The organism is Klebsiella sp. 141161 (assembly GCF_050600815.1).
GTDB lineage: Bacteria > Pseudomonadota > Gammaproteobacteria > Enterobacterales > Enterobacteriaceae > Klebsiella > Klebsiella aerogenes.
Window position 1 is genome coordinate 54,781 of sequence record NZ_JAQIRN010000007.1, and the last position, 11,841, is coordinate 66,621.

12 protein-coding genes are annotated in these 11,841 nt (G+C 53.7%); 4 read left to right on the top strand and 8 right to left on the bottom strand.

The window, feature by feature from the left end:
* Positions 1 to 15: 15 nt before the first annotated feature.
* From PGR79_RS17985 to PGR79_RS18000, 4 genes are all read right to left on the bottom strand, one after another.
* Positions 16 to 555 carry a GNAT family N-acetyltransferase gene (locus tag PGR79_RS17985; protein WP_113374116.1) on the bottom strand — a complete coding sequence of 180 codons (540 nt, stop codon included), beginning with the start codon at positions 553 to 555 and terminating at the stop codon, positions 16 to 18.
* Between the two features lie 257 nt (positions 556 to 812).
* The gene (locus PGR79_RS17990; RefSeq protein WP_015366973.1) at positions 813 to 1,466 is read right to left on the bottom strand and encodes a LysE family translocator; all 654 of its coding nucleotides are present in this window, start codon (positions 1,464 to 1,466) and stop codon (positions 813 to 815) included.
* 258 nt (positions 1,467 to 1,724) lie between these two features.
* Positions 1,725 to 2,753, bottom strand: a complete 1,029-nt coding sequence (locus PGR79_RS17995; protein ID WP_113374117.1) for an alpha/beta hydrolase — start codon at positions 2,751 to 2,753, stop codon at positions 1,725 to 1,727.
* Between the two features lie 13 nt (positions 2,754 to 2,766).
* Entirely contained in the window at positions 2,767 to 3,996 is a 1,230-nt protein-coding gene (locus PGR79_RS18000; protein WP_430922207.1) for an MFS transporter, read from the bottom strand.
* Between the two features lie 295 nt (positions 3,997 to 4,291).
* On the opposite strand from PGR79_RS18000, the gene PGR79_RS18005 reads away from it, so the two are divergent.
* The 3 genes from PGR79_RS18005 (at position 4,292) to PGR79_RS18015 (ending at position 6,738) form a co-directional block, all read left to right on the top strand.
* Positions 4,292 to 5,191, top strand: coding sequence for a LysR family transcriptional regulator (locus PGR79_RS18005; protein WP_271031858.1), 900 nt, complete (start codon positions 4,292 to 4,294; stop codon positions 5,189 to 5,191).
* Between the two features lie 40 nt (positions 5,192 to 5,231).
* Positions 5,232 to 5,921: a helix-turn-helix transcriptional regulator gene (locus PGR79_RS18010; protein ID WP_113374119.1), complete on the top strand. Its 690-nt coding sequence runs from the start codon at positions 5,232 to 5,234 to the stop codon at positions 5,919 to 5,921.
* Between the two features lie 70 nt (positions 5,922 to 5,991).
* On the top strand, positions 5,992 to 6,738 hold the full coding sequence (locus PGR79_RS18015; RefSeq protein ID WP_271031859.1) for an SDR family NAD(P)-dependent oxidoreductase: 747 nt from the start codon (positions 5,992 to 5,994) through the stop codon (positions 6,736 to 6,738).
* A 78-nt stretch (positions 6,739 to 6,816) separates the two neighbouring features.
* On the opposite strand, the gene PGR79_RS18020 is transcribed toward PGR79_RS18015, so the two are convergent.
* The gene (locus PGR79_RS18020) at positions 6,817 to 7,980 is read right to left on the bottom strand and encodes a M20 aminoacylase family protein (protein ID WP_087857886.1); all 1,164 of its coding nucleotides are present in this window, start codon (positions 7,978 to 7,980) and stop codon (positions 6,817 to 6,819) included.
* A 257-nt stretch (positions 7,981 to 8,237) separates the two neighbouring features.
* Between PGR79_RS18020 and PGR79_RS18025 the strand changes: the two genes are divergently transcribed.
* A complete protein-coding gene (locus PGR79_RS18025; protein WP_026612337.1) occupies positions 8,238 to 9,437 on the top strand; it encodes an MFS transporter in 1,200 nt (399 codons plus the stop codon).
* A gap of 54 nt (positions 9,438 to 9,491) precedes the next feature.
* Here the strand turns inward: PGR79_RS18025 and PGR79_RS18030 are convergent, their stop codons facing one another.
* From PGR79_RS18030 to PGR79_RS18040, 3 genes are all read right to left on the bottom strand, one after another.
* Complete coding sequence (locus tag PGR79_RS18030; RefSeq protein ID WP_032715551.1) at positions 9,492 to 10,214, bottom strand: amino acid ABC transporter ATP-binding protein; 723 nt, start codon at positions 10,212 to 10,214, stop codon at positions 9,492 to 9,494.
* Positions 10,201 to 10,965, bottom strand: coding sequence for an amino acid ABC transporter permease (locus PGR79_RS18035; RefSeq protein WP_430922210.1), 765 nt, complete (start codon positions 10,963 to 10,965; stop codon positions 10,201 to 10,203). Before PGR79_RS18035 ends, PGR79_RS18030 begins: the two co-directional genes overlap by 14 nt.
* 63 nt (positions 10,966 to 11,028) lie before the next feature.
* Entirely contained in the window at positions 11,029 to 11,796 is a 768-nt protein-coding gene (locus tag PGR79_RS18040) for a basic amino acid ABC transporter substrate-binding protein (protein ID WP_430922212.1), read from the bottom strand.
* Between the last annotated feature and the right edge of the window lie 45 nt (positions 11,797 to 11,841).

Here is an 11,841-nt window from a genome sequence, read left to right on the forward strand (position 1 = left end):
ACGAGCAAATGTTTATTAAGACTGAATAGCGAATTTCGGACGGATTAACAGGCGTACCTTTTTATTACGGTATGTAACATGACTCTGGTATTGAAAACCAAATCGCTCAGCTAAATAATTTGAACGTTGGTTTTCTTCCGCAATAATACAGCATACCGGGGAGGTAAATGTCTGGTCTGCCCAACCTAAAATCGCTGCCAATGCTTCATTGGCGTAACCCTTTCCGCGCATTTCAGCGATGATTGTCCATCCCGCTTCTGGATATTTTAATGTTGGCTCAGTATTGCGATGCGCATCCTGAAACCCAAACGCGCCAATATAAAGATGTGTTGCTTTTTCAAAAACAGCCCAGTATCCATAACCTAAAACTTGCCAGTGACCTATGTAACGTAACAATCGGGCCCATACTGCTTCTGCCGTTGGAACTTCTCCGCCATTTATCTTAACCATTTCTGGATCAGCCCAGCATGCCTGAAGAGCGGAAAAATCCTCTAACGTGAAATGTTTTAGAATTAAGCGCTCAGTCTCTAGTTGAGGTGCCTGCTGAAAAATCATTATATCCCCTTGATTAGTCAGGTTACATAGTCTGGTTTATTAGTATAAATTTCAGCCAGCCTATAGCATTAACATAAAATCAACAATGTCTTCTTCCCACAATAAATCATTTGTACGCATCACTAACGGCAATCGGTCAATATAAATGATGCTCCAGAACTAAACTGTCCGCTCCTGGTACAAAGCGAACCAACCAACGGAATTTAAAATCCTGTCTGAGCGAGAAGCGGACACAGTATTTACCGGTTCTGTATAACCTAACGGATAGATTTTGATACTATGCCGGACCCGCTAAACAACATGCGGATACCCAGGCCAATCATGACAACACCTGTAAATCGTTCCTGCCATTTGATAACGCCTGGGTGTTTACCTAGCCAGTTACCAAATGTGCCTGATGCCATCGCGACTGACCCCAGAGACACGATTCCTGCCAGCTTTTGGATACTGCCAAGGACAAGCAATTGCAGCCAAACTGGACCCGCTGCGGGATCAACAAATTGAGGAAGAAAAGCAAACATGAACAGCAGGGATTTTGGGTTAGTCAGGCTGTTCAGAGCGCCTTCCTTAACGGCATTCCAGTCAGAAATTTTTGCCGTTTTTCGCAGCCGTGTATCAGTACCTGAAGTCGCAATCATTTTTATGCCCAGCCACATCAGATAAGCCGCACCGACCCACCGTAACAGATCCAGCGCAACCGGCCAGGCATGAACAACGGTTACCAGCCCGAGGACAAGAAAAGAAACTTGCACAAAACCTGCTACAAATACATTGCCCAGGACCGTAAGCAGCGCAATACGTCTTCCCTGACCGACACCTCTGGCGATAGTCAGCATCATGTCTGGCCCAGGAGAAATCTCCAGCAGCGTCAGCGCGAGAAGGAAAGTTATAAACGTTTCGATGGAAGGCATCGTGATTGAGTCCAGAAAAATATTTTCGCTACGTTACCTCAGTCCGATTCATGCCGAAAGCTGAATATATTGCAGCCTCCGCCTGTGGCACTACACAGACATTTCAACTCTCAGTGATGCGGCAGCATTTTGCCCTTTTGATCAAATTACGCCCCACTACCGACCCGAAGGCCGGTAGCTGTTAATACAACGCATTACCACGCGTAAGTTCGGCTCAGATGTTGGTCGTTCACATCACGTACTCCTTTACTGAACGCGTTACTTCAGGTTGTTGCGGAAAAAGTCCATCAGCTTGTCGAAGGGGATCACGTCCGTGCGGTCATACAGATCGACGTGCCCAGCCCCCGGAACGACATACAGCTCTTTAGGTTGACCGGCGCGCTTAAAAGCGTCCTCGCTGAACTCTTTTGAATGGGCCTGGTCACCGGTAATAAAGAGCATCGGACGCGGCGAAATGGTTTCGATATCATTGAACGGATAGAAGTTCATAAACTTACCGATACTGCTCAGCATCGGTTTTGTCGTCAGTTCCTCTTTCTCGCCCTGCGGGGTATAACCGCCGCGTTCGGTGCGATAGAAATCAAAGAACTCGCGCTGAATTTCCGGCGTGGAAGCGTCCAGCTTATTCACAGTGCCCGGAATGTATGCTTTCTCTCCTCCTTTGAACTCGGCAAACCGCTGCTCAATGGCCGACTGGATAAAGGCCTTACGCTGTTCCAGCGTCTGGGAGTGGTTAAGGCCGTTACGAAACGCGGCGCCCATGTCATACATGCTGACGGTGGCGATAGCTTTCATACGCGGGTCAATTTTCGCGGCGCTGATGACAAAACTTCCGCTGCCGCAGATGCCCAGCACTCCGATATTATCTGGATCAATAAACGATTGTGTACTGAGGTAATCCACCGCCGCGCTGAAATCATCCGCGTAGATTTCCGGTGAAATCAGGTGCCCCGGCTTGCCTTCGCTTTCTCCCCAGAACGAGAGATCGATCGCCAGCGTAACAAACCCCTGCTCCGCCAGCTTCTGCGCATACAGGTTTGCGCTTTGTTCCTTGACCGCGCCCATTGGATGGCCAACGACGATCGCCGGGTTTTTGGCGTTCTGATTTATCGTTTTCGGCATAAACAGATTGCCGACCACGTTCATTTGATACTGATTTTTAAAAGTGACTTTCTGCTGCGTCACTTTTTCGCTTTTATAAAAGTTATCAGCGCCTCTGGACATATCCGCCGCGGAGGCGGCAAATGCGCTGATGAACATTCCCAGGGCTAACGCAAATTTATTCATGATAGTTTCCTTGTCAGGACGAGTGTGATGAAAGACCCTCGGCAGACGCGTCTGCACGTGAGGTCAGGAAAATCAGTACGGTTGCGATAATCAACATCGCGGCGCTAGCCAGAAAGGTGCTCTGGTAGCCATGATGGTCGAACAGCACGCCCCCCACGGTGGATCCCAGCGCAATGGACAACTGCACCATCGCCACCATCAGCCCGCCGCCCGCTTCGGCATTCTGCGGGAACGTGCGTGGAACCCATGCCCACCATCCCACGGGCGCAGCGGTTGAAATAAACCCCCACAGCCCGAGCAAGGCCGTCACGATGGCCGCCTGGCTGCCAAACGCGATCAGGGCCAGCGCGACGGTCGCCATCAGCACGGGAATGGCCATTAGCGTCGGGTAGAATCCGCGCTTCAATACCCGGCCAATCAGCGTGGTGCCGATGAAACCCGCCATCCCGATGACCAGCAGGATGAGGGTCACCGCTGAGGCGTCCACCTTCGTGACCGTCTCAAGGAAAGGTCGGATATAGGTAAAAAGAGTGAACTGTCCCATAAAGAAGATCCCCACACCCAGCATGCCCAGCGTGACCACCCGGCGGCGAAACAGTATGAAGACGTTGCCTGCCCCCGCTGACTGGCGGGTAACCGGCATCGAGGGCAGGCTGAGCAGTTGCCAGATAAACGCCACGATGGCGACGGGTAACAGGCAGAAGAAGGCTCCCCGCCAGCCGATGACGGAACCCAGCCAACTGCCCAGAGGCGCGGCCACAACGGTTGCCAGCGCGTTGCCGCTGTTAAAAATGGCCAGCGCCAGTGGAACACGGTGCACCGGCACCAGACGCATCGCTGTCGCCGCCGACATCGACCAGAACCCGCCGACTACGATGCCAATCAGGGCCCGGCCGGTCATATAGGTCAGGTAATTAGGTGCCATCGCAATGACGGCTCCGGAAAGCGCCATGATGCACGTCAGGCCAAGCAGCAGGTTTTTCCGGTTAAGCGTGCCTGCCAGTCGGGAAATAAACAGGCTGGTCACCACCGCAAACGCGCCGGAAATGGCGATTCCTTGCCCGGCCATGCCTTCGGTGACTTTCAGGGACTGCGCCATCGATGTCAGGAGGCTGACCGGCATAAACTCGGAGGCGATCAGGGCGAAGACGCACAGCGTCATAGCAAACACGCCGCCCCAGTGAGCCTGTTGTTTTTCACTGGTTCCGTTCTGATTTCTGGTTTCAGTTTTCTGATTACGCATTTAGCCTTTCTTTTCTGTTGATAATGCGATGCCCTCCCCCTCCTGAAACGGCGACGTGGGGGATAAGCGCGTGTGTTAAAGAGAACGATGGATATGGAAGGCTCGACGGCTCAATCCACGCTCCTGAATCCGGCAAGGAGGAGCATCAGCCGTGTCGTTTTACGGTGAGCATTTTCCATCTCGTTTAGCGTTGACTTTTTCATCGCATTATTGTTACCAATAGGCAGCGGTGAAACTAGCTAATGAATGCTTAATAGCTTTATAAGTAAAATTTATAAATAGCCTGGAAACCAACATGGCAAGACGCAACCTCAACGATTTACTCTCTTTCGTCACCGTGGCGCGGGAAGGCAGCTTCACGCGTGCCGCCGCGCAGCTTGGCGTGACCCAGCCTGCGCTGAGCCAGGCGATTTCCGGGCTGGAAGAGCGGATGCAAATCCGCCTGCTGACGCGGACCACCCGCAGTGTATCCCCGACGGCCGCCGGCGAGCGGCTGTTGCAATCGGTGGGCCATCGTATTGACGAGATAGAGGCTGAGCTGGACTTGCTGACTGAACTGCGGGACAAACCTGCAGGCACCGTCCGCATCACCTGCGGGCCGAACGTGCTGAAAACGACCCTGCTGCCCAAGCTTGCGCCGCTGCTCCGCGAATATCCGGATATTCATATTGAGTTCGATGCTAATCACGGATTCCGGGATATCGTGGCGGATCGGTTTGATGCGGGCGTGCGGCTTGGCGATACGATTGATAAAGATATGATAGCGATGCCAATCGGCCCGAAACTGCGCATGGCAGCAGCCGCCTCGCCAGATTATTTCGCACGATACCCGGTGCCGAAAACGCCTCATGATCTGACGCAGCATCAGTGTATTAATATGCGCATGGTCCGCTCCGGCGGGATTTATGTCTGGGAATTCGATCGCGAGGGAGGAGAGTTGAAGGTCCGGGTTAATGGACAGTTGACGTTTAACACGTCGGATCATGTTGTCGACGCCGCCCTGGCCGGGTTAGGCATCGCCTTTTTACCTGAAGAGGAGTTCGGCTCACACATCAGAGAAGGTCGTCTCGTGCGGGTGCTTGAGTCCTGGTGTCATCCTTTTCCGGGCTACTATCTTTATTATCCCAGCCGCAAACAGCCTTCCCCTGCCTTCTCACTCGTTGTTGATGCGCTGCGCATGAACGGGAAACTTTAGGTTTAAGATTTTTTCGCAGTATCAGGATGGATTTATCAATATGACCAGAACAGAGAGGCTTCTCGAGTTACTACAGATATTAAGGGCGCAAAGATATCCCATCACGGCATCCACGCTCTCAGAAAGATTAGGAATAAGCGTGCGCTCGCTTTATAGAGATATAAAAACGCTACAGCATCAAGGGGTTCGCATTGAAGGTGGGGCCGGAATGGGTTATATCGTTAAGTCCGATTTTCATTTGCCGCCCTTAAATCTTTCTCATGAAGAAATCAATGCCATTACCCTTGGGCTAAACTGGGTATCTCATAGCACGGATGATGATTTCAAAAACGTAGCAAGGAATGCGCTTGCCAAAATACACGCCGTCATTCCTGACGAATTAAAAAATCTTATTGAAAGCCAATCCTATGTGATCGGTCCTTCCGAGAGCAATGAGGTATTTTTCAAAAACATTCGCGATGCTATTAAAAAGCAAAGGAGGGTCCAAATAAAATATTGTGACAAGAAAGGCGCTTACTCTTCTCGCGTGATATGGCCCATTGGATTGGCATATATGCAGTCATGTTGGCTTTTGGTTGCATGGTGTGAAATGAGAAATGATTTTCGTCACTTTAGAACTGACAAAATTTCAGAGATGGCACAACTGGACTCTATGTACAGGGAAAGCCGGATGGCTTTATTGAAAAAATGGAGAATAAAAGAAGGGATCGACGAGGAGAAAGAGTACTGACAAAAACTGTCACAGCGATTTTGTATACTCCCCCAGCTGAAAGACTCAATTCTACGTCATAGGGGGAATGATGAATTTCCAGAATAAAGTTGCTGTCATCACAGGAAGTACTACAGGGATAGGTGAGGCAGTCGCAGAGCAATTACACCAACATGGTGCTAAGGTCGTTATTGTCTCCCGCTCGCCAGAGCAGGCCATCCAAAAAGCGAAACAATTATCTTCACAGGGGCAACAGGCGCTGGGGATCGGATGCGATGTGTCGCAACCTGAACAAGTAGAGAAAATGATTGCTGATGTTATCAAACATTTCGGCAGACTTGATTATGCTGTAAATAATGCGGGCATAACAGGTGAGCATGGTAAAAATATAACAGAGCAGACGGTTGAAAACTGGGAAAAAGTTATTGCCACTTCATTGAGCGGCGTTTTTTACTGCCTAAAATACGAAATACCTGAGATGATAAAATCTGGCGGTTCTATCGTTAATTTATCTGCAGTCAATGGTCTGGTTGGCATTCCAGGATTAGCGCCTTACACCGTCGCTAAACACGGTATCATCGGTTTGACCCAAACCGCAGCATTAGAGTTTGCAACGCAAGGTATTCGAATCAATGCCGTCGCTCCGGGCTACGTCCAAACGCCACGAATGAGTGAATTCCCTGACAATATCGTACGTAGTTTCGCCAATAGCCACCCAATGAAGAGGATGGCAAAAATGCAAGAAATAGCAGACTTCATACTGTTTTTGCTGTCAGAAAATGCGGCGTTCTGTACCGGCGGCGTTTATCCCATCGATGGGGGTTATTTAGCTGAGTGAACTCCCATCGAGGCTTTTTTAACTGCAAGATGTTGGCGCCCGGAGACCCTTGACCCGCTTTCCGCGGCGCACGAAAACTTAGCCCTTCCCGGCAGGCAGCAGCTTTTCCACCAGCGCCGTCCACAGCGCCACGCCGGGCGCCAGCAGATCGTCGTTAAAATCGTAGCTGGCATTATGCAGCGGCCTCGAGGGCGTCTCGCCATCTGTCCCTATCCAGAAATAGGCGCCGGGACACACTTCCAGCATGCAGGCAAAATCCTCCGACGCCATGGAAGGATTGATCTGCCAGCGCACCGCGGCTTCGCCGAGCTCGGCCTGCGCCACTTCTCGCACCTTCAGCGCCTCTTGTTCATCATTTTTGGTCACCGGATAGCCTGGATACCACGTAATCTGACCGTCAACGTCGGAAACCTGCGGCTGCGTATGCACGTATTGCTCAATCAGGTTTTTTACCCGCTCGCGCACCGTATTGCTCAGGCAGCGAAAAGTCCCGCGCAGTACCACGCGGTCCGGCAGCACGTTGATCGCCTCGCCGCCGTTGATCTGGGTAATGCTGACCACCGCGGAATCCTGAGGCGACAGGCGTCGCGACGGAATCGTCTGCAGCGCCATAATCAGCTGTGCGGCGGCGACGATAGGGTCGGCGCCGCTCTCCGGCATCGCCGCATGGCAGCTTTTACCGGTGAGCGTTATCTCAAAGGCGTCAAGCGAGGCCATCATTGCCCCGGGATTCACCGCCACATGCCCCAGCGGCAAGCCTGGCCAGTTGTGCAACGCGTAAATGGCGTCCATCGGGAAGCGCTCGAACAACCCCTCTTCCACCATTTTGCGCGCGCCGCCGAGGTTCTCCTCCGCGGGTTGAAAGACAAAATGCACGGTGCCGCCAAAGTTGCGGGTCTGCGCAAGGTGCGCGGCGGCGGCCAACAGCATGGCGGTGTGGCCGTCATGGCCGCAGGCATGCATTACGCCAGCATGACGCGAACGATATTCCACCGCCCCCTGTTCAGCGATCGGCAGCGCATCCATATCGGCGCGCAGGCCAATCACCGGCCCCGGGCCGTTCTCAAGCGTCGCGACCACCCCGGTACCGGCCAGCCCGACATGCACCTGCAGGCCGAACGAAGCCAGTAGCCCTGCGACCCGACGCGAGGTCTCCTGCTCCTGGTACCCGAGCTCCGGATGAGCATGAAAATCGCGACGCCAGCCGATAGCTTCGGCAATCAGTGAAGACGATACCGCCATGTCCTGTTCCTTTCATTACTGAATGAGTAGTCCCCGTCCTGCTGCTTCCAGGCGGCACCCTTCGTTATATCCTTTCGCCCCCGCGGCTGACAACTTCAGCGATGATGATTTTTGTCTATTCACCAGCGGATCGTTTTATCGATATCAAAAATAGTAGCTATTTCAGCGGTGACTTCCGTCAGCTGATTAATTATCATGCAGACTGGTCGGCGTCTTGCCGGATTATTCACCTGCAACCTTCCGTTATCGGGAATACAATGTTTAACCCAGACCAGAATCGCCTGGCCCCCACGCTGGCGATGATCATGGCCGCTTCACTTGTGGGATTTATCACCGGCTATACGGTGCCATTAATCAGCCTTGAGCTGGCGCAGCAGCAAGTTGCTCCGCTTTATGTCGGCCTGCTGGCCGCGCTGCCGCCCGCTGGAATGATGCTCTCTTCTTTCCTTTCTCCCGCGCTGTGCCGTCGTTTTGAAATGGGCGCGTTGCTCAGCGTTAGCCTGATCCTGCTGGCGTTGGCGACCATCGCCTCCTGCATGACCACCGACATGACGCTGTTGCTGGTGCCGCGCCTGCTGACCGGACTCGCCTCCGGCGTCATTATCGTATTGGGGGAAAGCTGGATAACCGGCGGCGCGGCGGGCAGTAATCGCGCCACTCTCACCGGCATCTATGCCTCGGCCTTTACCGGCTGCCAGCTCGCCGGCCCGCTGCTTATCTCCGTCGGCCCCGCCTGGCAACACGCGGCGCTGATGGCCATTGTCGCCATTACCGCCGTTTGCCTGCTAATGCTGCGTCATCTGCCGCGCGGCAGTCGCGAAAGCCTTGCCGAGCGCGCCAGCTGGCGCAGCCTGGGGGCATTCTTGCCAGTTCTGGCCTCTGGGGTATTCTGCTTTGCCTTCTTCGACGCCAGTATTCTCGCGCTACTGCCGCTGTACGGCATCGATAAAGGTTTAAATGAAACGATGGCGGTACTGCTGGTCACCGTCGTCCTCACCGGCGACGCTATGTTCCAGGCGCCGCTGGGCTGGGTTGCCGACCGCTTCGGCATCCGTCGCGTGCATCTTATCTGCGCGGTTGTCTTTAGCCTGTCGCTACTGGCGCTGCCGTTTATGCTCGCCTCGCGCGTACAGCTGATGGCTATCTGCCTGCTGCTCGGCGCCGCGGCGGGCGCGCTTTATACCCTGTCGCTGGTGCGGGCAGGCAAAACCTTTAGCGGGCAAAAGCTCATCATGATCAACGCCCTATTTGGCTTTTTCTGGTCAGCGGGTAGCGTGGCCGGGCCGATTGTCAGCGGCATGCTGATTGGCGTCTCCGGCTATGACGGCTTGATAATCACCCTGTTCGCCAGCGGCGTGCTATTCCTGCTGATCCAGTGTCTTAGCAAGAATGAAAAAACGCTGCTCGCCAATGAGCAGGAAGAGGACATGGAAGAGGCTACCGAGACCGCGCAATAGCGGAGGTTGTTGATAACGGGCAGGCAGGACTCCACCTGCCCGTTTTGCTGATGGCTACAGCACCTTACTGAGGAAGGCGGCGGTGCGCGGATTGGTCGGCGCGCTAAAGATCTGCGCCGGTTTACCCTCTTCCTGAATCACGCCCTGATCGATGAAAATCACCCGGTCGGCCACTTCGCGGGCAAAGCCCATTTCGTGGGTCACGATAACCATTGTCATCCCTTCGCTGGCGAGATTTTTCATCACTTCCAGCACATCCCCGACCAGTTCCGGATCCAGCGCGGAGGTGGGCTCATCAAAGAGCATAATCGACGGCTTCATTGCCAGCGCGCGGGCAATCGCTACCCGCTGCTGCTGACCGCCGGAGAGGCTGGAAGGCCAGGCATCGCGCTTATCGCTGAGGCCCACTTTCGCCAGCAAGGCATCCGCCAGGTCGACCGCCTGCTGGCGCGGCATATTGCGCAGATTCATCGGCGCCATCAGCAGGTTTTCCAGCACTGTCATATGCGGGAACAGGTTGAAGCGCTGGAACACCATGCCAACACTTTCACGCATCTTGTTGAGGTCGGTCGTCCGGTCATGGGCGGCAAAGCCGTTGACCACCACTTCGCCTTCGCTCACGGTTTCCAGCGCATTCATACAGCGCAAAAAGGTGCTTTTGCCGGAGCCGGAGGGCCCGATAATGCACACCACTTCCTGTGGTTTAATATCGCAACTGATGCCGCGCAGCACGTGGCTATCGCCAAAGCGCTTATGTAGATTATTAATGTGAATCACTTTTGCCAAACCTCTTTTCCAGACGGTTAACCAGCTGCGCCAGCAGGAAGGTAATCACCCAATAGACCAGCGAGATAGTCAGGTAGGGTTCCCAGTAGGTGGCGTAAGCGCCGGAGACGGTTCGCGCCGCGTAGGCCAGATCGGCAAGCCCGATAGCCGAGGCCAGCGATGAGTCTTTAACAATAGCGATAGCGTTGTTGCCAAGCGGCGGCAGAATGCGGCGAAATGCCTGCGGCAGGATCACTTTACGCATGGTTTTCCACCACGGCATACCCAGCGCGCGCGAGGCTTCCATCTGCCCTTTGTCGATAGACTGGATCCCGGCGCGGAAGATCTCCGACACGTAGGCGCCGGCGTTAAGGGTAATCGCCACGATACAGGAGAGGAACGCGCCGTAGTTAGAACGCAGTTCGCGGGCGAAATCGGCGCTCATTATTCCGCTGGTGACCAGCAGGCCGTCGCGCGAGTTAATAAACAGCGGCACCAGCGCAAAGTGGACCACCATGATCTGCACAAACAGCGGCGTACCGCGGAAGGCGCTGACGTAGAAGCGCACCGGAAACTGCACCAGATAACGCAGAATATATTTCCATGGCCCGTGCTCGGCCTTCGCCATCCGCCCCAGTCCAAGCGTTAACCCCCACAACGTCCCGAGGATCACGCAGATAATGGTACATTTAATCGTCATCAAGGCGCCGTCCATAAACAGCGGGCCATACTCCTCGATGATCTCCCAACGGAATCCCGTCATAGTCCTTCCCTAAAAAAATACGGCCATCGCCTGAGCGACAGCCGCGGTCACTGAAAATTGGTGTTATTGCGCAGGCAGCGTCGGCACGTTGTCATCGAACCAGGTTTTATAGATTTTGGCGTAGGTGCCGTCGGCAACGATTTTCTGCAAACCGGCGTTGATTTTGCCCAGCAGTTCACTGTTACCTTTAGCGACGGCGATGCCGAAATACTGGCGCTCAAATTTGGCGTCAGGCACCAGCTTGAATTGCTTTTCCGGGTGCTGCTTGATGTAGTATTTAACCACACCGACGTCGCCTACCGCGGCGCTGACGCCGTCCTCAAACAGCTCCTGCAGCATCAGCGGCGTATTGTCAAAACGCTTAATGGAGGTACTGTTTTTACCCAGTTCCTGCGAAACCACAATATCGCCGGTGCTGGAGTTCACCACGCCGACTTTTTCGTTTTTTAACGCCGCCAGCGAGTTCACTTTTGAACCTTCCGGCACCACAATCGACTGTTCGGCCGGGAAGTACGGCGCGGAGAAATCCACCATCTGTTTGCGTTTATCGGTGATAGTAATACCCGAGATGATAATGTCGCGATCGCCGGTGCCCAGGGTGGCGAAAATGCCCTCCCAAGGGGTGTTGACCAGCTTCACGTCAAAACCTTCGGCCCTGGCGATGGCTTTAATGATATCGATATCAAAGCCTTCCAGCTGCTTTTGGCTATTTTCGAATTCAAAGGGACGGTAGGTGCCGCCGGAACCGACGGTATAGGTTTCCCCAGCCGCCTGTCCGGCTGCCGCCAGCGCGGCCATCATGAAACACGCTTTGAGCAAATTCTTGACCATGAGACATCCTTTTTATGCATTTATTTTGCATAAAAATACACATAC

What these genes read in the sequence shown, in the direction of transcription:
- PGR79_RS17990 (WP_015366973.1), bottom strand. Translation starts at nt 1,466, where the DNA reads ATGCCTTCCATCGAAACGTTTATAACTTTCCTTCTCGCGCTGACGCTG.
- PGR79_RS18040 (WP_430922212.1), bottom strand. Translation starts at nt 11,796, where the DNA reads ATGGTCAAGAATTTGCTCAAAGCGTGTTTCATGATGGCCGCGCTGGCG.
- PGR79_RS17985 (WP_113374116.1), bottom strand. Translation starts at nt 555, where the DNA reads ATGATTTTTCAGCAGGCACCTCAACTAGAGACTGAGCGCTTAATTCTA.
- PGR79_RS18035 (WP_430922210.1), bottom strand. Translation starts at nt 10,965, where the DNA reads ATGACGGGATTCCGTTGGGAGATCATCGAGGAGTATGGCCCGCTGTTT.
- PGR79_RS18010 (WP_113374119.1), top strand. Translation starts at nt 5,232, where the DNA reads ATGACCAGAACAGAGAGGCTTCTCGAGTTACTACAGATATTAAGGGCG.
- PGR79_RS18020 (WP_087857886.1), bottom strand. Translation starts at nt 7,980, where the DNA reads ATGGCGGTATCGTCTTCACTGATTGCCGAAGCTATCGGCTGGCGTCGC.
- PGR79_RS18000 (WP_430922207.1), bottom strand. Translation starts at nt 3,996, where the DNA reads ATGCGTAATCAGAAAACTGAAACCAGAAATCAGAACGGAACCAGTGAA.
- PGR79_RS18015 (WP_271031859.1), top strand. Translation starts at nt 5,992, where the DNA reads ATGAATTTCCAGAATAAAGTTGCTGTCATCACAGGAAGTACTACAGGG.
- PGR79_RS18005 (WP_271031858.1), top strand. Translation starts at nt 4,292, where the DNA reads ATGGCAAGACGCAACCTCAACGATTTACTCTCTTTCGTCACCGTGGCG.
- PGR79_RS18025 (WP_026612337.1), top strand. Translation starts at nt 8,238, where the DNA reads ATGTTTAACCCAGACCAGAATCGCCTGGCCCCCACGCTGGCGATGATC.
- PGR79_RS17995 (WP_113374117.1), bottom strand. Translation starts at nt 2,753, where the DNA reads ATGAATAAATTTGCGTTAGCCCTGGGAATGTTCATCAGCGCATTTGCC.